The following is a 20488-nucleotide window of genomic DNA, read 5'->3' on the forward strand; positions in this document are numbered from 1 at the left end:
TGCCCGCCGCCAACCATCCGGCTTCGGACCCGGGACCGGGTCCCGAGACCTGCATGCAAGGGGTGCCGCCGCGCACCCCGCACACGCACCACCACCCGCACCACCGCCGGGCCGGATGCACCAGCAACAGGCGCCACGGCCGCCATCGCCGGTGCCACAGGCCGTTTCCACCCGGTTTGACCCCGCGCAAACCCTGGCACGGTTCTGGCAATGCTTCCTGCACACTGTCGACAGCCGACAGTTGACCAGTTTCAAGCGTTTGGAGGGCTCCGGGCCATGTCCGTTTCCGCTGCAGAACAAAAGGTGCGAGAAGACCTCGCCGCTGCCTACCGCCTCGTCGCCCATTTCGGGATGGACGACAGCATCTACACCCACATTTCGGCGCGCGTGCCGGGCACGCAGGACCAGTTCCTGATCAACCCCTACGGCATGCTGTTCCGCGACATCACCGCCTCGTCGCTGGTGAAGATCGATCTGGAGGGCCGCATCCTCGAGCCCACCGATCACGACGTGAACCCGGCCGGCTTCACCATCCACAGCGCCGTGCACGCAGCCCGGCACGACGCCACCTGCGTGCTGCATACCCACACGGTGCCGGGCGTGGCGGTGTCGTCGCTGGCCTGCGGGCTGCAGCCCTGCAACCAGTGGTCGCTGCAGTTCCACGACCGGGTGGTCTACCACGCCTTCGAGGGCATCGCGCTCAACCATGCCGAGCGCGAGCGCCTGGTGGCCGACCTGGGCCCCACCGCCCAGGTGCTGATCCTGCGCAACCACGGCCTGGTGACGCTCGGCCACAGCGTGGCCGAGGCCTTCATCCTGATGCACAACCTCGACCGCGCCTGCAAGGTGCAGCTGGCCATCCAGGCCACCGGCCAGCCCATCCATCCGGTGGCACCGGAAGTGGCCGAGCTCACCGCCCGCCAGTACGAGGGCGGCGACAGCAACCGCGTGGCCGGCAACCCCGACCTGTATGCGCGTGAGTGGCGCGCCATGCTGCAACGCCTGCAGCCGGCTGCGCCCAGCCACTGGCGCGACTGACCCGCGCCGTCCTCCCCGTTCCCTGAAGCGTCAGACCGCCACGCAAGCCACTGCGAGGCCGGTCGAGCCGCCGCATCGTCAACCCCTGCAAGAGAGCTCACCACCATGCAACGACGCCAATTGATTCAACTGGGTGCCACCGGGCTGGGCGTGTCCATCGCCGGCGTGCCGCTGGAACTGCTGGCCCAAGACAAGGACGCCAAGAAGGGCGGCACGCTCAATGTGCTGGTGCAGCCCGAGCCGCCCGGCCTGATGATGGGCCTGGTGCAGAACGGCCCCACGCAGCTGATTGCCGGCAACATCTACGAAGGCCTGCTGCGCTACGACGAGAAGCTCAACCCGCAGCCGCAGCTAGCCACCAGCTGGACGGTGAGCCCCGACGGCAAGACCTACACCTTCAAGTTGAAGCCCAACGTGAAGTGGCATGACGGCAAGCCCTTCACCAGCGCCGACGCGGTGTTCTCGGTGGATGTGTTCCTGAAGAAGACCCACGCCCGCCTGCGCGGCAACCTGGAGGCGCTGGAATCGGTGAAGGCGCTCGACCCGCTGACGCTGGAGTTCAAGCTGAAGTACCCGTTCGGGCCCTTCCTGGGCCTGTTCGAGAACGGCACCATGCCCATGGTGCCCAAGCACATCTACGAAGGCACCGACTTCGCCACCAACCCGGCCAACGCCACGCCCATCGGCACCGGGCCGTACAAGTTCAAGGAATGGGTCAAGGGCAGCTACATCCTGCTGGAGGCCAATGCGGCCTACCACGTGCCCAACCTGCCGCTGATCGAGAAGGTGTACTACCACGTCATCCCCGACGCGGCGGCGCGCGCAGCGGCCTTCGAGAGCGGCAAGATCGACATCGCGCCGGGCGGCTCGGTGGAGTACTTCGACGTGCAGCGCCTGGCCAAGCTGCCGGGCGTCGCCGTCACCACCAAGGGCTGGGAGTTCTTCTCGCCGCACTCGTGGCTGTGGATCAACCACCGCAAGGCGCCGCTGAGCAACGTCAAGTTCCGCCAGGCGCTGATGCACGCCATCGACCGCGAGGCCATGGCCAAGATCGCCTGGTACGGCTATGCCAAGCCGGCCACCGGCCCGTTCAACAGCGCCATCAAGTACGCCAGCAACGACGTGCCCAAGTACCCCAAGGACCTGGCCAAGGCCAAGGCCCTGCTGGCCGAATCGGGCTACAAGGGCGAGACCATCCGCCTGCTGCCCCTGCCCTATGGCGAGAGCTGGCAGCGCCAGGCCGAGATGGTGAAGCAGGCGCTGACCTCGATCGGCATCAAGCTGGAACTGGTGGCCACCGACGTGGCCGGCTGGAACCAGCGCCTGAACGAGTGGGACTACGACCTGGCCTTCACCTACCTGTACCAGTACGGTGATCCGGCCCTGGGCGTGGCGCGCAACTACACCAGCACCAACATCGCCAAGGGCTCGCCCTTCAACAACGTGGAAGGCTATGTGAACTCGCGCGTCGACGCGCTGTTCGCCGCCGGCGCCCGCGCCACCGATCCGGCCTCGCGCCAGAAGGCGTACCTGGAGGTGCAGAAGCTGCTGGTCGAAGAGGTGCCGGTGGCCTGGCTGCACGAGATCACCTTCCCCACGCTGTACCGCGTGAAGGTGAAGAACCCGATCAGCTCGGGCATCGGGCTGAACGACAGCATCGGCCGCGCCAGCCTGGCCTGAACACGCCATGAAACGCCTGCAGTACATGCTCACGCGCGTGGCGCAGGGCCTGCTGGCCCTGCTGCTGATCGCCACCGTCAACTTCATGCTGGTGCGCGCGGCGCCGGGTGATCCGGTGGCCGTGATCGCCGGCGAGGCCGGCGCCTCCGACGCACAGTTCGTGGCCCAGCTGCGCACGCAGTTCGGGCTCGACCAGCCGGTGTCCACGCAGCTGGGCCGCTACCTGGGCCATGTGCTGCAGGGCGATCTGGGCTTCTCGTACCGGCAGCAGCAGCCGGTGCTCACGCTGATCCTCGACCGACTGCCGGCCACGCTGCTGCTCACCGGCACGGCCTTCGCGCTGTCGCTGCTGTTCGGCGTGACGCTGGGGGCCCTGGCCAGCCGGCGCGCCGGCCAGTGGCTGGACAGTCTGATCACCGTGGTGGCCCTGGTGTTCTATGCCACGCCGCTGTACTGGCTGGCGATGATGGCGGTGCTGCTGTTCTCGGTGCAGCTGGCCTGGCTGCCGGCCTTCGGCCACATGACCGTGGGCGCCGGCCACACCGGCTGGGCCGCCTTCATCGACACCGGCCGCCACCTGCTGCTGCCGGCGCTGACGCTGGCGCTGTTCTACATGGCCGTCTACGCCCGCATGACCCGCGCCGCGATGCTGGACGTGGCGCAGATGGACTTCGTCAAGACCGCCCGCGCCAAGGGCTTGGCCGCCGGCCGCATCCTGCGCGCCCATGTGCTGCGCAATGCGCTGCTGCCGGTGGTCACGCTGGCCGGCATCCAGGCGGGCGGCATGATCGGCGGCGCGGTGCTCACCGAGACGGTCTTCGCCTGGCCCGGCATCGGCCGGCTGATGTTCGATGCCCTGCTGCAGCGTGACTACAACCTGCTGCTCGGCTGCTTTCTCGTCACCGCAGCGATGGCGGTGCTGTTCAACCTGCTGACCGACCTCGTCTACACCCTGGTCGATCCGCGCATCGAACTGCAGTGATCATGGCCTCGTCATCCAACTCGGGTTTTTGGAAGCGCTTCGCGCGCAACAAGGGCGCAGTGGCCGGCCTGGCAGTGCTGGCCCTGGTGGCGCTGCTGGTGGCCTTCGGGCCGCTGCTGGCCGCCAACGACCCCTGGGACATGGTCGACCAGCCCTTCCTGCAGCCGGGCCAGACCGCCGGCCTGCCGATGGGCACCGACACCATGGGCCGCGACATCTTCTCGGGCGTGGTGCGCGGTGCGCGCATCTCGCTGCTGATCGGCGTGGTGTCCACGGTGGTGTCGCTGATCATCGGTGTGGGCATCGGTGCGGTGGCCGGCTACTTCGGACGTTGGGTGGATGCCACGTTGATGCGCTTCACCGAGCTGTTCCAGGCCGTGCCCAGCTTCGCGCTGGCCATCGTGCTGGTGGCCATCTTCCAGCCGTCCATCGGCTCCATCGTCGCGGCCATCGCGCTGGTGAGCTGGCCGCCGGTGGCGCGCCTGGTGCGCGGCGAGTTCCTCACGCTGCGGCAGCGTGATTTCGTCTCCGCCGCGCAGCTGGCGGGCTTGAGTACGCCGCGCATCATCCTGGGCGAGATCCTGCCCAACGCCGCCTCGCCCATCATCGTGATGGCCTCGCTGATGGTGGCCACGGCCATCCTGCTGGAATCCTCCTTGAGCTTCCTGGGCCTGGGCGACCCCAACCAGATGAGCTGGGGCTACATGGTGGGCGCAGCGCGCACCGTGCTGCGCCAGGCCTGGTGGATGGCGCTGTTTCCCGGCCTGGCCATCGTGCTCACGGTGCTGGCGCTGAACCTGGTGGGCGAGGGCCTGAACGACGGCCTGAACGCCCGTGCCGCGGGGAGAACCCGATGAACGCCCGCGCCCTGGACTTTGCCGCCATGACTGCCGCCCATCCGACCCAAGCCCCTGCCCAGCCCGTGCTCAGCGTCGAAGGCCTGGACATCCGCCTGCCCCCCGGCGCCGACCGGCCGCTGGCCGTGCAGGGTGCCAGCTTCACGCTGCACGCCGGCCGCACGCTGTGCGTGGTGGGCGAATCGGGCTCGGGCAAGTCGATGATCGCCAATGCGCTGATGGGCCTGCTGCCCCAGCCGGCGGTGCAGCCGGTGGCCGGCCGCATGATGTTCGACGGGCAGGACCTGCTGCAGCTGGACGAGGACGGCTGGCGCGCCTTCCGCGCCGCACGCATCGCCATGGTCTTCCAGGAGCCGATGACCGCGCTGAACCCGGTGATGCGCATCGGCGACCAGCTGGCCGAGGTGCTGGACGCGCACGAGAAGCTGGGCACGACCGAGAAGCGCCAGCGCATCGTCGCGGCGCTGAAAGACGTGGGCCTGCCCGAGCCCGAGCTGCTGGTCGACAGCTACCCCTTCCGCCTGTCGGGCGGCCAGCGCCAGCGCGTGATGATCGCCTGCGCCATGCTGCTGGAGCCCCGGCTGCTGATCTGCGACGAGCCCACCACCGCGCTGGATGTCACCACCCAGGCGCAGATCCTCACGCTGATCCGCGAGCTGCAGCAGCGCCGCGGCACGGCGGTGCTGTTCATCACGCACGACTTCGGCGTGGTGGCCGAGATCGCCGACGACGTGGTGGTGATGCAGACCGGCCGCATCGTCGAGGCCGGCCCGGCCGCCCAGGTGCTGCGCGCGCCGCAGCATGCCTACACGCGCCAGCTGCTGGCGGCCATTCCGCAGGGCACGCTGCGCGAGGCCCTGCCGCCGGCGGCCGACGAGGCCAGCTACGTGCTGCAGGTGCAGGACCTGTGCAAGACCCATGTCACCGGCCGCGGCCTGTTCAACCGTGGCCGCACGGTGCAGGCGGCCAAAGACGTGAGCTTTGCGCTGCGCGCCGGTGAAACGCTGGGCCTGGTGGGCGAATCGGGCTCGGGCAAGAGCAGCGTGGGCCGCTGCCTGGTCGGCCTGTCGCCGTTCGACTCGGGCCGCATCCTGTTCAAGGGCCGCAGCCTGCTGGCCGGCGAAGGCCTGCGCCGCGCCACCGGCGGCCACATCCAGATGGTGTTCCAGGACCCGAACGCCTCGCTGAACCCGCGCCACCGCATCGGCCCGGCGCTGATGGCCGGCCCGATCGCGCAAGGCGTGCCGCGCGCTGAAGCCGAAGCCCGCGTGCGCGAGCTGCTGCAACTGGTGGGCCTGGGGCCCGAGGCGGCCGAGCGCTTCCCGCACGAGTTCTCGGGTGGCCAGCGCCAGCGCATCTGCATCGCCCGCGCGCTGGCCATGCAGCCCCAGCTGCTGGTGGCCGACGAGCCGGTCAGCGCGCTGGACGTCAGCGTGCAGGCCCAGGTGCTGAAGCTGTTTGCCGAGGTGCGCGAGCGATTCCAGCTGGCCATGGTGTTCATCACCCACGACCTGCGCGTGGCCGGCGAGATGTGCGACCAGATCGCCGTGATGCAGCGCGGCCGCATCGTCGAGCACGGGCCCACGGCCGAGGTGCTGGCGCGGCCGCAGCACCCGTACACGCAGGCGCTGATGGCGGCGGTGCCGAAGCTGGCGGCATGACGCAGGGTATGAGCGACACGCCCACGCTCGCCTTGGTGAGCGCCACCATCGACATGAACTACCTGCGGCCGGCCTTCGAGGCCGCCTGCCCGGGCATCGAATTGCGCATCTGGCCCGACCTGGGCGATGGAAATGACATCGACGCCGTGGTCTGCTGGGAGCCGCCGCCCGGCGTGATCGCCACGCTGCCCAAGCTGAAGCTGATCCAGTCGCTGGCCGCCGGTATCGACCACCTGGTGCGCGACCCCGCCCTGCCGGATCACATCCCGCTGTGCCGCATCGTCGACAGCCAGATGGCCAGCGGCATGGCCGCCTACGTGGCCTGGGCCGTGGTGCACGGCCAGCGCCACATGGGCGCCTACCTGGCCCAGCAGCGCGCCGGTGAATGGCGCGAACAACCGGTGCAGCACCCGCCGCAGCACCGCGTGGGCATCGCCGGCTTCGGTGCGCTGGGCCAGGCCTGCGCGCGCACGCTGTTGAGCATCGGCTACGCGGTGCGCGGCTGGAAGCGCAGCGCGTCCGAGGTGCCCGCCGACCTGGCCGCCGTCTCGCTGTTCCATGGCGACGATCAGCTGGCCGACTTTCTCTCGGGCTGCGACACACTGGTGTGCCTGCTGCCGCTGACCGAGGCCACGCGCAACCGCATCGACGCGCGCTTTCTGGCCGCGCTGCCGAAGGGCGCGCACCTCGTCAACGTGGGCCGTGGCGACCACGTGGTGGATGCCGACCTGCTGATGGCGCTGGCCAGCGGTCAGCTGGGGGCGGCCACGCTGGACGCCTTCCGCACCGAGCCGCTGCCGGCCGGCCACCCGTTCTGGCGCCATCCGCGCATCACGGTCACGCCGCACATCGCCACGCGCACACCGGCCTCGGTGATTGCCCGGCAGACGCTGGCGAACTTGTCGGCCATCCTGTCAGGCCGGGCCACCGAGGTGGCCATCGACCGCCACCGCGGCTACTGACATGCAAGCTTGCACCGACATGCCCCTCCTCCACCGATTGCCCACCCGCACCGCCCAGGCCCTCGGCCTTGGCGCACTTGCCCTGGTCAGCCTGCTGCCGGCTGCGCCGGCGCAGGCCCGCGTCACCCGCCTGGTGATCGACGCCCGCCAGCCCGCGGCGGCCCCGGCCGGCGCACCGACCGGCGTGGCCTACGAGCAGATCGTCGGCCGCGCCTTCGGCGAGCTGGACCCGGCCCTGCCCGGCAACGCCATCATCCAGGACATCCGCCTGGGCCTCGATGCCGATGGCAAGGCGCGTTACGTGGCCACCTTCCAGCTGCTCAAGCCGGTGGACAAGGCCCAGGCCAGCGGACTGATGTGGCACGACGTGCCCAACCGCGGCCGCATCTTCCCCAATGCAGCGCAGGAGTACGCCGCCGGTGACGTGATGCTGGCCAGCGCCTGGCAGGGCGACAGCGCCGGCGCCACCGCAGTCAAGCCCACCGCCACCATCGGCGCCACGCAATGGCTGCAGCTGCCGGTGGCCCGCGCCGCGGATGGCGGGCGCATCACCGGCGAGGTGTTCGCGCGCATCGTCAACCGCAGCGGCCCGGCCTCGCAGCCGCTGCTGGTGCAGACCAACCCGGTGCCCTACCGCCCGCTGAGCCTGGACACCACGAAGGCCAGGCTGGTGTCGCGCGGCGGCGAGCTGCAGAGCGGCGAGGTGATCGACGAGCGCGTGGTGCCCGCGGCCGAATGGGCCTGGGCGCGTTGCGATGCGAAGAACCCCTTCCCCGGCACGCCCGACCCGACGCAGATCTGCCTGAAGGCCGGTTTCGATCCGAAGCGCCTGTACCAGGTGGTGTTCACCGCGGCCGACCCGCAGGTGCTGGGCATGGGCTTCGCCGCCTGGCGCGACGTGGGCCAGTTCTTCAAGACCGCCAAGGCCGACGACGCCGGCACGCCCAACCCGGTGGCGGGCTGGGTGAGCCACAGCATCGGGCGCGGCGTGTCGCAGTCGGGCAACTTCCTGCGCGGCTGGCTGCACCTGGGCTTCAACCGGGGCGAGGATGGCCAGGCCGTGCACGACGGCCTGTGGCCCATCATCGCCGGGCGCCGCATCGCGCTGAACTACCGCTGGGCCCAGCCCGACGGCGTGCTGGAGCTCTACCAGGCCGGCAGCGAAGGCCCGCAGTGGTGGCTGCCCGCACCCGACGCGCTGCGCGGCGGTCGCGAGTCCGGCATCCTGCAGCGCTGCCAGGCCACGCGCACCTGCCCCAAGGTGATCGAGCACTTCGGCTCGGCCGAGGTGTGGGCGCTCAAGCTCACGCCCGAGTGGGTGGGCACCGATGGCAAGGCCGACCTGCCGCTGCCGCCCAATGTGCGCCGCTACTACCTGGCCAGCAGCCACCACGGCGGCGGCGCCGGCGGCTTCGACACCAGCCTGCCCGGCGTGGGCCTGCCGGCCACCGGCGCAGCCTGCCCCGGCAACAACTTCGGCACCGGCGTGCTGCCCGCCAACCCCATGCCGCACACCGAGACGGTGAATGCGCTGCGCCAGCACTTCCGCCGCTGGGTGATGCAGGACGTGCCGCCCCCGCCCAGCCGCTACCCCACGCTGGCCGCCGGCCAGCTGGCGCGCGCCGACAAGGCCAGCCTGGGCATGCCCACGCTGCCCGGCCTGCGCGCCACGGTGCCCGAGCCCGACTTCATCATGCCGGTGCATGTGCTCGACCACGGCCCCGACTTCGACCCCGTGGACGGCAGCGGCATCGCCAGCCTGGCCCCGCCGCGCGTGCGCCAGGTGCTGCCGATGTGGGCGCCCAAGGTCGACGCCGACGGCAACGAACTGGGCGGCGTGCCCGTGGTGCTGGCCCTGGCGCCGCTGGGCACCTACCTGGGCTGGAACATCACCGCCGCGGGCGACAAGCCCTTCCACGCCGGCCAGATCTGCAACTACGTGGGCGGCATGCTGCCCTTCGCCCGCACCCAGGCCCAGCGCGAGGCCGCCCAGGACCCGCGCCCCTCGCTGGAAGAACGCTACGGCAGCCATGCCGGCTATGTGGCGGCCGTGCGCCAGGCCGCCGCCGCCGCGCAGCAGCAGGGCTTCCTGCTGCCCGAGGACGCCCAGGCCCTGATCCGCGCGGCCGAGGCCAGCCAGGTGCTGCGCTGACGCCCTGTTCCGACGATCCCCCGTTTCAACCGCCCCCTTCGCGATGACCACCACCTCCGACAGCATCCAGGCCCTGCGCCAGCTCGACACGCAATCGCACCTGCACGCCTACACCAACGCCCAGGCCCATGCCGAGCAGGGCCCGCTGGTGGTGGTGCGCGGCCATGGCGTGGAGGTGGAGGACGACCAGGGCCGGCGCTACATCGAGGGCATGTCGGGGCTGTGGTGCGCGTCGCTGGGCTTCAGCCACCCGCGCCTGGCCGAGGCCGGCGCCCAGGCGCTGCGCACGCTGCCGTACTACCACACGTTCAACCACCGCTCGAACCCGGCCGTGGCCCAGCTGGCGGCCAAGCTGCTGGCGCTGGCGCCGGTACCGATGGCGCGCGTGTTCTTCGCCAATTCGGGCTCCGAGGCCAACGACAGCGCGGTGAAGATGGTCTGGTACCACTTCAACGCCCTGGGCCAGCCGGGCAAGAAGAAGATCATCGCCCGCCAGCGCGGCTATCACGGCGTGACCGTGGCCAGCGCCTCGCTGACCGGCCTGCCCGGCAACCATGCCGACTTCGACCTGCCGCTGCCGCGCATGCTGCATGTGGACTGCCCGCACCACTGGCGCAACGCGCTGCCCGGTGAAAGCGAAGAGGCCTTCGCCACCCGCCTGGCCGATGCGCTGGATGCGCGCATCCAGGCCGAGGGCCCCGACACCGTGGCCGCCTTCATCGCCGAGCCGGTGATGGGCGCCGGCGGCGTCATCGTGCCGCCGGCCACCTACTTCGAGAAGATCCAGGCCGTGCTGAAGAAGCACGACGTGCTGCTGATCGCCGACGAGGTGATCTGCGGCTTCGGCCGCACCGGCGCCATGTGGGGCAGCCAGACCTTCGGCCTGAAGCCCGACATCCTGACCTGCGCCAAGGCGCTGTCATCGGGCTATGTGCCGATCTCGGCGGTGATGGTCAATGAGCGCATCCACGCCAGTCTGATGGCCAACAGCGGCCGGCTGGGCACCTTCGGCCACGGCTACACCTACTCGGGCCACCCGGTGGCCTGCGCCGTGGCGCTGGAGACCCTGCAGGTCTACGAGGACGACCACATCCTCGACCGCGTGCAGGCCCTGAGCCCGCGCTTCCTGGCCGCGCTGCGCCACTTCGGCGAGCGCGCCGTGGTGGGCGAGGCGCGCGGCGTGGGCTTGATCGGCGCGCTGGAGCTGGCGCCTGACAAGAGCGGCAAGACGGCCTTCCCGCCCGCCGCCAAGGCCGGTCCGCGCCTGGCCCAGCTGGCGCTGGAAGAAGGCCTGGTGGTGCGCGCGATGGGCGACACCATCGCGCTGTGCCCGCCGCTGATCATCACCGAGGCCGAGCTGGACGAACTCTTCGCCCGCCTGGGCCGTGCCTTCGACCGCTTCGAGGCCGAGGTGGCCACGCTCACGGCCTGAACACCCTCCTTCCACCGGAGCCGCCCGATGCAAGCCTTCTTCTGCCCCGACCAGCTGCTGCACCAGCCGCAGCAGTTCATGCGCCTGGGCCGCATCCACCAACCCGCCGACGTGCCGGCGCGGGCCGAGGCGCTGCGCGACACGCTCACCACGCTGGGCCTGCCGCCGCAGCTGCCGCGCGACGCCGGCCGCGCGCCGCTGGAGGCCGTGCACGCACCCGACTACCTCGACTACCTGGCCACCGCTTTTGAGCGTTGGCAGGCCCTGTCGGTGCCCGGCGTCGAGCAAGGCCCCGAGGTGCTGCCCAACCTGTCGCCCTACCCGCACCCGACGGGGCACCCGAACGCCACGGGGCCCGGCGGCGTGCGCCCGACCTGCCCCAGCAACGCGCTGGTGCCGCAGACCGGCTGGTACATCAGCGACCTGGCCTGCCCGATCGGACCGCACACCTGGCGCTCCATCCTGCGCGCCGCGCACACGGCCTTTGCCGCGGCCGAGGCGGTGGTGGCTGGCGAGCGCCTGGCCTATGCACTGTGCCGCCCCTCGGGCCACCATGCCCACCGCGACCGCGCCGGCGGCTTCTGCTACGTCAACAACACCGCCGTGGCCGCGCAGCACCTGGCGCAGCACTTCGGCCGCGTGGCGGTGCTGGACGTGGACGCCCACCATGGCGACGGCACGCAGAACATCTTCTACGAGCGCGGCGACGTGCTCACGGTCAGCACCCATGCCGACCCGGCGGCCTACTACCCGTTCTTCACCGGCCATGCGCATGAGCGCGGCCACGGCGCCGGCGAGGGCTGCAACCTGAACCTGCCGCTGGCGCACGGCAGCGGCAACGCCGAGTTCGCCGCCGCGCTGGCGCAGGCCGAGGCCGCCATCACCCGCTTCGCGCCGCAGGCCCTGGTGCTGGCGATGGGCTTCGACACCTTCAAGGACGACCCCATGAGCGTGCTGCGCCTGGACCATGACGCCTACCGCCTGGTGGGCGAGCGTGTGCGCGCGCTGAACCTGCCGGTGGTGGTGGTGCAGGAAGGCGGCTACATGGTCGAGGCCCTGGGCCCGGGGCTGCAGGCCCTGCTGGCCGGCCTGGGCCAGGCCGGCGCCGCGCGATGAGTGACAGCAGCACCGCGCGCGGCATCGGCCTGTTCCTGCTGGCCCTGCTGTGCTTTGCCTGCTACGACGCCTTTGCCAAGGCCATGGTGGCGCTGTATGCGCCCACCATCGTCAACCTGGGCCGCTACATCGCCGTGGGCGCCATCGCGCTGGTGTGGCTGGCGCAGGCCGGTGACTGGCGGCCGTGGCGCCAGCCGCACCAGGGCCTGCTGTGGCTGCGCGCGCTGATGCTGTCCATCACCGCCACCAGCTTCATGACCGCGCTGGTCACCATGCCGCTGGCCGAGGCCACGGCCATCTACTTCACCGCACCGCTGGTGATGGTGGCGCTGTCGCCCTGGCTGCTGGGCGAGCGGCCCACGCCGGTGCAGTGGGGCGCGGTGCTGGCCGGCTTTGCCGGCATGCTGCTGATCGTGCGGCCGGGCAGCGCGCTGCCGCTGGCCGGCACGCTGCTGATGGTGATCTCGGCGCTGTGCTACGCCCTGTTCCAGGTGCTCACGCGCAAGCTGTCGGGCCGTGTGCCGCCTTCAGCGCAGTTCGCCAGCATGGCCGCGGCCTGCCTGGTGGTCACGCACCTGCCGGCGCTGTTCGGCCCTCCGCCGGTGTGGCCGGGCTGGGGCGCGCTGGCGCTGCTGGTGGCCGGGGGCGCGCTCAGCGGCCTGGCCCAGCTGCTGCTGCTGGCGGCCTTCCGCCGTGCGCCGCTGGCCACGCTGGCGCCGCTGAACTACCTGCAGCTGCTGCTGGCGGTGCTGATCAGCAGCTTCTGGTTCCAGCGCCCGCCCGATGGCCTGGCGCTGGCCGGCATGGCGGTGATCGCCGCCGCCGGCGTGACGCTGGCACGCGCCGCGCGGCGCGCCGCCCCAGGGTATCCACGGCCCGCCGTCGCCCAGCCACGCTGACACCATCCGCGCTCGTCGATTTCACCCCCGCCACCGCCCCATGTCCGCCCGCCCCCCGCTGCCCCGAGACCCCGCCCCCGATGCCGAGCCGCCCGCCCCGGCGCCGGGCTTCCAGGCCATCGAGGTGCCCGACCTGGTGGCCCGCGTGGAGGCGCAGCTGCGCGACGCCATCCTCGACGGCCGCATCGGCCCCGGCGAGCGCATCGTCGAGGCCGAGCTGGCGCGCCAGATGGGCATCAGCCGCGCCCCGGTGCGCGAGGCCGCGCGCCGGCTGGAAAGCGCCGGCCTGCTGCTGGCGCGGCCGCGCCACGGCTTCGCGGTGCGCGAGTTCACCGCGCGCCAGGTGGAAGACCTGTACCGCGTGCGCATCACCCTGGAGCTGATGGCCTGCGAGCTGGTGTGCGCCCAGGCCAGCGATGCCGACCTGGCCGCGCTGGAGCCGCGGGTGGACGGCATGGTGGCGCGCGCCGCCACCCTCACCCGCGCGCAGCGCGTGGCCATGGACATCGGCTTCCACCAGCACCTGGTGGCGCTGTCGGGCAACGCCTGCCTGCAGCGCCTGTACCTGCAGCTCAGCCACGAGGTGCAGCTGTTCCTGGCGCTCACCGAAGACACGTACGGCGACATCGCCGCACTGGCCGACACCCACCGCCCGATCGCCCAGGCCTTGATGCGCCGCGACGCCGCAGCCGCCTGCGCCGCGCTGCGCTACCACCTCGATGTGGCGCTCGACCATGTGCGCGCACTGGCCGAACAAGGCAGCGCACGCAAGCCCTGAGCCTCGAACCGCAGCCGTTCAGCGCCCGCCCATGCACGTCATCCACACCCCCCACCACCGCGGGCACGATCCGCAGCAGTTCATCGTGCGCGGCCGCTTCCAGCGCAGCAACGAGCAGCCCGAGCGTGCCGACCGCCTGCTGGCCGCGGCCCAGGCCGAGGGCCTGGTGGCCATCGAGCCGACGGACTTCGGCCCCGGCCCGCGCGCGGCCATCCACACGCCGAACTACCTGCGCTTTCTGGAGACCGCCTGGGCGCGCTGGCAGGAACTGCCCAATGCCAGCGACGAGGTGCTGCCCAATGTGCACCCCTTTCCCGGCCAGCCCGCCAGCTACCCCGACAGCCTGGTGGGCCAGGCCGGCTGGCATCTGGGCGACATGGCGTGCTCCGTCGGACAGCACACCTGGCAGGCGGCCGTGTGGTCGGCGCACTGCGCCACGCAGGCTGCGCAGCAGGTGCTGGATGGCGAGCGCGCCGCCTACGCGCTGTGCCGCCCGCCCGGCCACCATGCCTATGCCGACCGCGCCAACGGCTTCACCTACCTGAACAACGCCGCCATCGCCGCCCAGCACCTGCGCCAGCGCCATGCCCGCGTGGCCGTGCTGGACGTGGACGTGCACCACGGCAACGGCACGCAGGGCATCTTCTGGCGCCGGCGCGATGTGCTCACCATCTCGCTGCACGGCGACCCGCATTTCTGCACCCCGTTCTTCACCGGCCATGCGCATGAGCGGGGCGAGGGCGAAGGCGAAGGCTTCAACCTGAACCTGCCGCTGGCCCGCGGCACGCGCGATGCCGAGTACCTGGCCGCGCTCGGCACCGCCATCGACCAGGTGGCCCGCTTCGCGCCCGGCGCGCTGGTGCTGGCGCTGGGCCTGGATGCGCACGAGCGCGACCCCTACCAGGCACTGGCCGTCAGCACAGCGGGCTTTGCCGCCATCGGCCGGGCCATCGCGCAGCTGAAGCTGCCCACCGTGCTGGTGCAGGAAGGCGGCTACCTCGCGGACGACCTGGGCGCCAACCTGCGCAGCTTCCTGCACGGCTTCGGCGCGGGGGCCTGAGGCATGGCACCGGCTTTCGACACCCTGCCCGAGGCGGCCGTGCTCACCGCCGAGCCGGCCCCGGTGCCCACCGACTGGGCCGCCGCCGTGCTGCAGGCGCACTGGGGCGTGGACGGCACGCTGGCGCCACTGTCGGGCGAGCGCGATGCCAACTTCCGCGTCGATGCCGACGACGGCACGCGCTGGCTGTTCAAGGCCGCGCACCCGATCGAGCCGCCCGAAGTCACCGACTACCAGACCCAGGCGCTGGACCACCTGGCCCGCCACGCCCCGGCGCTGCCGGTGCAGCGGCTGCGGCCCACGCGCGGCGGTGCGCTGTCGCTGGCGCTCACCGCGCCCGATGGCCGGCCGCGCGTGCTGCGCCTGATCAGTTGGCTGGAGGGCCTGCCCGCGCCGCAGGCCCCGCGCACCGCCGCGCTGCGCGACGACGTGGCGCGCATGCAGGCCCGGCTGCACCGCGCACTGGCCACGCTGCGTCACCCGGCCGAGGCCCGCCAGCTGCCCTGGGACCTGCAGCGCGCCGAGGCGGTCGACAGCCTGCTCGATCAATTGCCGCAAACCGCCGGCCAGCCGCAGCGCCTGGCCATGGCGCGGCGCGTGCTGCGCCACCATGTGGCCCAGGTGCACGGCGCACTGGCCGCGCTGCCGCGCCAGGCCATCCACAACGACTTCAACCTGTACAACCTGCTGGTGCAGCCCGACGCCCCGGCGCGCGTGAGCGGCGTGCTCGACTTCGGCGACATGCTGGCCGCGCCGCGCATCTGCGACGTGGCGGTGGCCGCCTCGTACCAGCTGGACGATGCCGACGGCGCCGCCAGCCTGGCCAGCGTGGCGCAGTTCGCCGCCGCCTACCATGCCGAAAGCCCGCTCACCGCGCCCGAGCTCGACCTGCTGTGGCCGCTGGTGCAGGCCCGGCTGGTGATGGTGGTGGCCACCAGCGGCTGGCGCGCGCAGCGCCAGCCGGCCCAGGCCGACTACCTGCTGCGCAACAACGCCATCTCGTGGCAGCGCCTGGCCGCCACCCAGCAGGTGGACCCGGCCGCCGCGCGCCAGGCGCTGCACGCCGCCTGCCCTGCCCCAGCGACCCCATCCGCCCAACTGTCAAACAGCGCGTCCATCGCCGCGCCCGCCACAGACGCATCCGCCATTGCCACGCCATGACGCTGTCCACACCCGAGCTGCTTGACCGCCGCGCCCGCCTGCTGGGCCCGGCCTACCGCCTGTTCTACGAGCAGCCGCTGCACCCGGTGCGGGGCGAGGGCGTGTGGCTGTTCGACGCCGATGGCCGGCGCTACCTCGACGCCTACAACAACGTGGCCTCGGTGGGCCACTGCCGGCCCGAGGTGGTGCAGGCCATCGCCGCCCAGGCGGCCGTGCTCAACACCCACACCCGCTACCTGCACGAGGGCGTGCTGGCCCTGGCCGAGCGTCTGCTGGCCACCATGCCGGCGGGCCTGCAGGCTGGCGACGGCCATGCCATGTTCACCTGCACCGGCAGCGAGGCCAATGACCTGGCGCTGCGCATCGCCCAGGCCCACACCGGCGGCACCGGGCTGATCATCACGCAGTGGGCGTACCACGGCGTCACCGCGCCGCTGGCCGGCGCCTCACCCTCGCTGGGGCCGCAGCAGCCGCTGGGCAGCAACGTGGTGACGGTGCCGCTGCCGCTGCGCGCGCCGCACAGCGAGATCGGCCCGCGCTTTGCCGAGGGCGTGCGCCAGGCCATCGCCACGCTGGCGCAACGCGGCCTGCGCCCGGCCGCGCTGCTGCTGGACACCGTGTGCTCCAGCGATGGCGTGCTCACCCACCCGGCCGGCTGGCTGAACGAGGCCGTGAACAGCGTGCGCGCGGCCGGCGGCGTGTTCATCGCCGACGAGGTGCAGCCCGGCTTCGGCCGCACCGGCGAGGCCTTCTGGGGCTTTGCCCGCCACGGCACGCCCGCCGCGCCGCTGGTGCCCGACATCGTGACCATGGGCAAGCCCATGGGCAACGGCCACCCGGTCGCCGGCCTGGTGGCGCGCGCCGAGGTGCTGGCCGCCTTCGGCCGGCAGTGCCGCTACTTCAACACCTTTGGCGGCAACCCGGTGGCGATGGCCGCGGCCAACGCCGTGCTCGATGTGATCGAGCGCGAAGGCCTGCAGGCCAATGCGCTGCACACCGGCGTCGTGCTGCGCCAGCGCCTGGCCGCGCTGGGCCGGCGCCATGCCGCCATCGGCGCGGTGCGCGGCGCGGGCCAGTTCATCGGGCTGGACCTGGTGGATGCCACGCAGGGCCGCGACGACGGCTTCGCGCCCGCCCCGGCCCTCACCCAGCGTGTGGTGAACGGCCTGCGCCAGCGCGGCGTGCTGATCAGCGCCACCGGCCCCGAGGCCAGCACGCTGAAGATCCGCCCGCCGCTGGTTTTTACCGAGGCCCATGCCGCGCTGCTGGCCGATACGCTGGACGCCGTGCTCACCGAGCTGGAGAACGCCGCATGACTTCCGCCGCCGCCGCCACCGCCGCCACTGCCGCACCCGCCATCACCACCCAGGCGCTGGCCGACGCGGTGGCCGCGCTGCAGCCCTGGATGGTCGACACGCTCAGCGCGCTGGTGGCCGCGCCCAGCCTGTCAGGCGCCGAGCAGGCGGCGGTGGACGTGTTCGAGCAGCAGCTGCGCGACCTGGGCCTGGCACCCGAGCGCATCGCGCAGGACAGCGCGGCGATTGCCGGATCGCCGCTGTTCAGCTGCCCCTGCACGCCCGACAACGGTCGCCACAACCTGCTGGCGCGCCACCTGCCGCCCGAAGGAACGGCGGGCGGCCGCTCGGTGCTGTTCAACGGCCACCTGGATGTGGTGCCCACCGGCCCCGAGGCGCTTTGGAGCCACCCGCCCTTTGCGCCGCGCGTGGCCGACGGCTGGCTGTACGGCCGCGGCGCCGGCGACATGAAGGGCGGCCTGGTGTGCGCGCTGGCGGCCTACAAGGCGCTGCAGACACTGGGCTGGCAGCCGGCCGGCATCGTCGGCTTCAACGCCGTGGTGGATGAAGAGAACACCGGCAACGGCACGCTGGCCGTGGTCAACGAACTGCAGGCCCGTGGTCCCGGACTCACCCGCGCGATGGCCCAGGCCCGCCTGACCGACTTCGACGCGGTGATCATCCCCGAGCCCTTTGCCGAGACGCTGATGAGCGCCCAGGTGGGCGTGCTGTGGCTCACCGTCACGCTCACCGGCCGGCCGGCGCATGTGGGCTACATGCGCAGCGGCCTGAACCCCATCGAGGCCGCGCACGCGGTGCTGGCCGACCTGCGCCAGCTGCAGGCCGACTGGAACGCGCCCGAGCGCCGCCACCCGGCCTTTGCCGATGTGGGCCAGCCGATCAACATCAACCTGGGCCGGCTGGAAGGCGGCGAGTGGCATTCATCGGTGCCCTGCACCGCCACCATGGGCCTGCGCGTGGGCTTCTACCCCGACGAGGATCCCGACATCGTGCGCACCGCGGTGGAGGCCCGCATCCACGCCGCCGCCGCGGCCGTCAACGCCGACCTGCGCGTGGCCATCTCGCACGAAGGCTTCAAGGCCCCCGGCTGCGTGTACGACCTCGACGCCCCGGCCATGCGCGCGCTGGCCGACGCACACCAGGCCGTCAACGGCCGCGCACCCGACCGCTTTGCCAGCACCGCCACCACCGACGGCCGCCACTTCCGCCTGCTGACCGACATCCCGGTGACCAACTACGGCCCCGAGGCCCGCCACATCCACGGCCTGGACGAGTGCGTCAGCCTGGCCAGCATGCAGCGCGTGGCCACAGTAATGGCGCGTTATCTGGTGGATTGGTGCGGGGTGGTGGCGCGCTGAGGCGGCGCCGGCACGGCCCGACCGCCCACGCTCAGCCGGGCCGCGGGATGCCGGCGCGCGCTGCGGCCTTCAGTTCGCGTGCGCTCAGCACGAACTCGCGGTTGTCGACGAGCCGCGCCAGTGCGAGATCCACGAAGGCACGCACCCGCGCCGGCTGGGCGGTGCGGCTGCCGTAATAGACGAAATAGCTGTACCGGTCCGGGATGTGCTCCACCAGCAGCGGGATCAGCAGCCCGGCGCGGATGTAGGGCGCGGCGGTGACACCCGCCAGCTGGCCCATCACCTGACCAGCCAGCACCGCATCGAGCTCCAGGATCTCATCGTTGGTGTAGAGCGCTGGCGTGACCGGCTGCGCCACCTCGGCATCGCCCACCTTGAAGCGCCACGGCACCACATGCCCGGTACCCGGGTTGCGATAGACGCTGCAACGGTGCGTGGCCAAGGCCGCCAGGCTGTCGGGCACACCGTGGCGCCGCAGGTAGTCGGGCGAGGCGCACAGCACCAGCTGCACCGGCATCAGCCGACGGGCAATGACACCCTCGTGCGGCGAGAGCCCGAGCCGGAAGCCCACGTCCACCCGGTCTTCCACCCAGTTGCCCACCCGGTCTTCGAGCTGCACGTCGGGCACGATTTCGGGGTAGTGCGCGCAGAACTCCTCCAGCAGGCGCCACAGCAGCGGCTGGAAGGTGGCGCGCGGACCCACGATGCGCAGAGGGCCGGCGATCTCGTCCTTGACCTGCCGCACCGTCTGCAAGGCCCGGCGCAGGCCCAGCAGCGAAGGCTGGGCCTCGTCGAGAAAGCGCCGGCCCTCGTCGGTGAGCGCCATCGAGCGCGTGGTGCGGTGGAACAGCCGCACATCCAGATACTGCTCCAGCTGGGCCAGGGCCTGGCTGGCGGCCTGCGGGCTGATGTTCAGCGCAGCCGCCGTCTTGCGCAGGCTGCCCAGCTCGGCCGCGGTGACGAAGACGGAGATGGCGCGGAGTTCGTTGATGGCCATGGTGATGCACGCTTGCCTGGCGCCAGATTGTCCGTCCTGGGTTGTCAATCCATCAAGGCTTGTGCAGCTATCCAGCGATCAATCGCCTTCATAGACTGCGGAGCATGGTGGTTGTGGACGCGTTTCCCGAAACGCCCATGCGCCACCTACTTCTGACCGCATTGGGAGAACCAGGACCATGGACCACATCACCCTCCACAACGGCGTGCGCATGCCGGTGGCCGGCTTCGGCGTCTTCCAGATCCCTGACGCCGCCGAGTGCGAGCGCAGCGTCGCTGACGCCATCGCCGCGGGCTACCGTCTGATCGACACCGCCGCCTCGTACCAGAACGAGGCGGCCGTGGGGCAGGGCCTGCGCCGCAGCGGCGTGCCGCGTGACGAGCTGTTCGTCACCAGCAAGCTCTGGGTGCAGGACGTGGGCTACGAGCGCACCACGAAGGCCATCGATGCCTCGCTGCGCCGCCTGCAGCTGGACCACCTCGACCTGTACCTGATCCACCAGCCCTTCGGCGATGTGCATGGCGCCTGGCGCGCCATGGAAGAGGCCTACCGGGCCGGCAAGCTGCGCGCCATCGGGGTCAGCAACTTCCAGCCGGACCGGCTGATGGACATCACGGTGTTCAACGAGGTGAAGCCGGCGGTCAACCAGATCGAGGTCAACCCCTTCCACCAGCAGGCCGAGAGCGTGGCCTTCATGCGCGAGCACGGCGTGCAGGCCCAAGCCTGGGCGCCGTTTGCCGAGGGGCGCAACAACCTGTTCCATCTTCCGGTGCTGGTGGACATCGGCCGCAAGCATGGCAAGACCGTGGGCCAGGTGGTGCTGCGCTGGGTGGTGCAGCGCGGCATCGTGGCGCTGGCCAAGTCGGTGCGCCAGGCGCGCATGGCCGAGAACCTGGCGATCTTTGACTTTGCGCTCGACGACGAAGACATGGCCCGCATCGCCACGCTGGAGACCGGCCAGAGCAGCTTCTTCTCGCACCGGGACCCGGTGTGGGTGCAACGCCTGGCCGAGCGGCGCCTGGACATCTGAACCGGCACG

17 protein-coding genes are annotated in these 20488 nt (G+C 71.6%); 16 read left to right on the top strand and 1 reads right to left on the bottom strand.

All coding sequences use genetic code 11. From position 1 onward, the window contains the following. The first annotated feature begins 276 nt into the window (after nucleotides 1–276). From AACH10_RS11840 to AACH10_RS11910, 15 genes are all read left to right on the top strand, one after another. Entirely contained in the window at nucleotides 277–1038 is a 762-nt protein-coding gene (locus AACH10_RS11840) for a class II aldolase/adducin family protein (protein ID WP_341410625.1), read from the top strand. A 105-nt stretch (nucleotides 1039–1143) separates the two neighbouring features. Further along, complete coding sequence (locus tag AACH10_RS11845) at nucleotides 1144–2718, top strand: ABC transporter substrate-binding protein (protein WP_341410626.1); 1575 nt, start codon at nucleotides 1144–1146, stop codon at nucleotides 2716–2718. Nucleotides 2719–2725: 7 nt separating this feature from the next. After that, the gene (locus AACH10_RS11850; RefSeq protein WP_341410627.1) at nucleotides 2726–3700 is read left to right on the top strand and encodes an ABC transporter permease; all 975 of its coding nucleotides are present in this window, start codon (nucleotides 2726–2728) and stop codon (nucleotides 3698–3700) included. Between the two features lie 2 nt (nucleotides 3701–3702). Next, the gene (locus AACH10_RS11855; protein ID WP_341410628.1) at nucleotides 3703–4557 is read left to right on the top strand and encodes an ABC transporter permease; all 855 of its coding nucleotides are present in this window, start codon (nucleotides 3703–3705) and stop codon (nucleotides 4555–4557) included. Beyond that, complete coding sequence (locus AACH10_RS11860; protein ID WP_423228596.1) at nucleotides 4554–6218, top strand: ABC transporter ATP-binding protein; 1665 nt, start codon at nucleotides 4554–4556, stop codon at nucleotides 6216–6218. Before AACH10_RS11855 ends, AACH10_RS11860 begins: the two co-directional genes overlap by 4 nt. Nucleotides 6219–6226: 8 nt before the next feature. Further along, complete coding sequence (locus AACH10_RS11865) at nucleotides 6227–7180, top strand: 2-hydroxyacid dehydrogenase (RefSeq protein ID WP_341410629.1); 954 nt, start codon at nucleotides 6227–6229, stop codon at nucleotides 7178–7180. A gap of 19 nt (nucleotides 7181–7199) precedes the next feature. Then, entirely contained in the window at nucleotides 7200–9332 is a 2133-nt protein-coding gene (locus AACH10_RS11870) for an alpha/beta hydrolase domain-containing protein (RefSeq protein WP_341410630.1), read from the top strand. A 43-nt stretch (nucleotides 9333–9375) separates the two neighbouring features. Beyond that, a complete protein-coding gene (locus AACH10_RS11875; protein ID WP_341410631.1) occupies nucleotides 9376–10764 on the top strand; it encodes an aminotransferase in 1389 nt (462 codons plus the stop codon). Nucleotides 10765–10791: 27 nt separating this feature from the next. After that, the gene (locus AACH10_RS11880) at nucleotides 10792–11880 is read left to right on the top strand and encodes a histone deacetylase family protein (protein ID WP_341410632.1); all 1089 of its coding nucleotides are present in this window, start codon (nucleotides 10792–10794) and stop codon (nucleotides 11878–11880) included. Beyond that, a complete protein-coding gene (locus AACH10_RS11885; RefSeq protein WP_341410633.1) occupies nucleotides 11877–12779 on the top strand; it encodes a DMT family transporter in 903 nt (300 codons plus the stop codon). Before AACH10_RS11880 ends, AACH10_RS11885 begins: the two co-directional genes overlap by 4 nt. A gap of 40 nt (nucleotides 12780–12819) precedes the next feature. After that, the gene (locus AACH10_RS11890) at nucleotides 12820–13557 is read left to right on the top strand and encodes a GntR family transcriptional regulator (RefSeq protein WP_341410634.1); all 738 of its coding nucleotides are present in this window, start codon (nucleotides 12820–12822) and stop codon (nucleotides 13555–13557) included. A 31-nt stretch (nucleotides 13558–13588) separates the two neighbouring features. Next, nucleotides 13589–14617 (top strand): histone deacetylase family protein, encoded by a 1029-nt coding sequence (locus AACH10_RS11895; protein WP_341410635.1) that lies wholly within the window; start codon nucleotides 13589–13591, stop codon nucleotides 14615–14617. A 3-nt stretch (nucleotides 14618–14620) separates the two neighbouring features. Next, a complete protein-coding gene (locus AACH10_RS11900) occupies nucleotides 14621–15778 on the top strand; it encodes a phosphotransferase (protein WP_341410636.1) in 1158 nt (385 codons plus the stop codon). Further along, nucleotides 15775–17094, top strand: coding sequence for an aspartate aminotransferase family protein (locus AACH10_RS11905; protein ID WP_341410637.1), 1320 nt, complete (start codon nucleotides 15775–15777; stop codon nucleotides 17092–17094). Before AACH10_RS11900 ends, AACH10_RS11905 begins: the two co-directional genes overlap by 4 nt. Further along, nucleotides 17091–18452 (top strand): ArgE/DapE family deacylase, encoded by a 1362-nt coding sequence (locus tag AACH10_RS11910; protein WP_341410638.1) that lies wholly within the window; start codon nucleotides 17091–17093, stop codon nucleotides 18450–18452. Before AACH10_RS11905 ends, AACH10_RS11910 begins: the two co-directional genes overlap by 4 nt. A 31-nt stretch (nucleotides 18453–18483) precedes the next feature. Here the strand turns inward: AACH10_RS11910 and AACH10_RS11915 are convergent, their stop codons facing one another. Further along, complete coding sequence (locus tag AACH10_RS11915; protein ID WP_341410639.1) at nucleotides 18484–19449, bottom strand: LysR family transcriptional regulator; 966 nt, start codon at nucleotides 19447–19449, stop codon at nucleotides 18484–18486. Between the two features lie 178 nt (nucleotides 19450–19627). Here AACH10_RS11915 and AACH10_RS11920 point away from each other — a divergent pair, with 178 nt between their 5' ends. Beyond that, nucleotides 19628–20479, top strand: coding sequence for an aldo/keto reductase (locus AACH10_RS11920; RefSeq protein ID WP_341410640.1), 852 nt, complete (start codon nucleotides 19628–19630; stop codon nucleotides 20477–20479). Nucleotides 20480–20488: the final 9 nt, after the last annotated feature.

This window comes from Pseudaquabacterium inlustre (assembly GCF_038066595.1).
In the GTDB taxonomy this organism is placed as follows: Bacteria; Pseudomonadota; Gammaproteobacteria; order Burkholderiales; family Burkholderiaceae_C; genus Pseudaquabacterium; species Pseudaquabacterium inlustre.

What these genes read in the sequence shown, in the direction of transcription:
- AACH10_RS11840 (WP_341410625.1), top strand. Translation starts at nt 277, where the DNA reads ATGTCCGTTTCCGCTGCAGAACAAAAGGTGCGAGAAGACCTCGCCGCT.
- AACH10_RS11845 (WP_341410626.1), top strand. Translation starts at nt 1,144, where the DNA reads ATGCAACGACGCCAATTGATTCAACTGGGTGCCACCGGGCTGGGCGTG.
- AACH10_RS11850 (WP_341410627.1), top strand. Translation starts at nt 2,726, where the DNA reads ATGAAACGCCTGCAGTACATGCTCACGCGCGTGGCGCAGGGCCTGCTG.
- AACH10_RS11855 (WP_341410628.1), top strand. Translation starts at nt 3,703, where the DNA reads ATGGCCTCGTCATCCAACTCGGGTTTTTGGAAGCGCTTCGCGCGCAAC.
- AACH10_RS11860 (WP_423228596.1), top strand. Translation starts at nt 4,554, where the DNA reads ATGAACGCCCGCGCCCTGGACTTTGCCGCCATGACTGCCGCCCATCCG.
- AACH10_RS11865 (WP_341410629.1), top strand. Translation starts at nt 6,227, where the DNA reads ATGAGCGACACGCCCACGCTCGCCTTGGTGAGCGCCACCATCGACATG.
- AACH10_RS11870 (WP_341410630.1), top strand. Translation starts at nt 7,200, where the DNA reads ATGCCCCTCCTCCACCGATTGCCCACCCGCACCGCCCAGGCCCTCGGC.
- AACH10_RS11875 (WP_341410631.1), top strand. Translation starts at nt 9,376, where the DNA reads ATGACCACCACCTCCGACAGCATCCAGGCCCTGCGCCAGCTCGACACG.
- AACH10_RS11880 (WP_341410632.1), top strand. Translation starts at nt 10,792, where the DNA reads ATGCAAGCCTTCTTCTGCCCCGACCAGCTGCTGCACCAGCCGCAGCAG.
- AACH10_RS11885 (WP_341410633.1), top strand. Translation starts at nt 11,877, where the DNA reads ATGAGTGACAGCAGCACCGCGCGCGGCATCGGCCTGTTCCTGCTGGCC.
- AACH10_RS11890 (WP_341410634.1), top strand. Translation starts at nt 12,820, where the DNA reads ATGTCCGCCCGCCCCCCGCTGCCCCGAGACCCCGCCCCCGATGCCGAG.
- AACH10_RS11895 (WP_341410635.1), top strand. Translation starts at nt 13,589, where the DNA reads ATGCACGTCATCCACACCCCCCACCACCGCGGGCACGATCCGCAGCAG.
- AACH10_RS11900 (WP_341410636.1), top strand. Translation starts at nt 14,621, where the DNA reads ATGGCACCGGCTTTCGACACCCTGCCCGAGGCGGCCGTGCTCACCGCC.
- AACH10_RS11905 (WP_341410637.1), top strand. Translation starts at nt 15,775, where the DNA reads ATGACGCTGTCCACACCCGAGCTGCTTGACCGCCGCGCCCGCCTGCTG.
- AACH10_RS11910 (WP_341410638.1), top strand. Translation starts at nt 17,091, where the DNA reads ATGACTTCCGCCGCCGCCGCCACCGCCGCCACTGCCGCACCCGCCATC.
- AACH10_RS11915 (WP_341410639.1), bottom strand. Translation starts at nt 19,449, where the DNA reads ATGGCCATCAACGAACTCCGCGCCATCTCCGTCTTCGTCACCGCGGCC.
- AACH10_RS11920 (WP_341410640.1), top strand. Translation starts at nt 19,628, where the DNA reads ATGGACCACATCACCCTCCACAACGGCGTGCGCATGCCGGTGGCCGGC.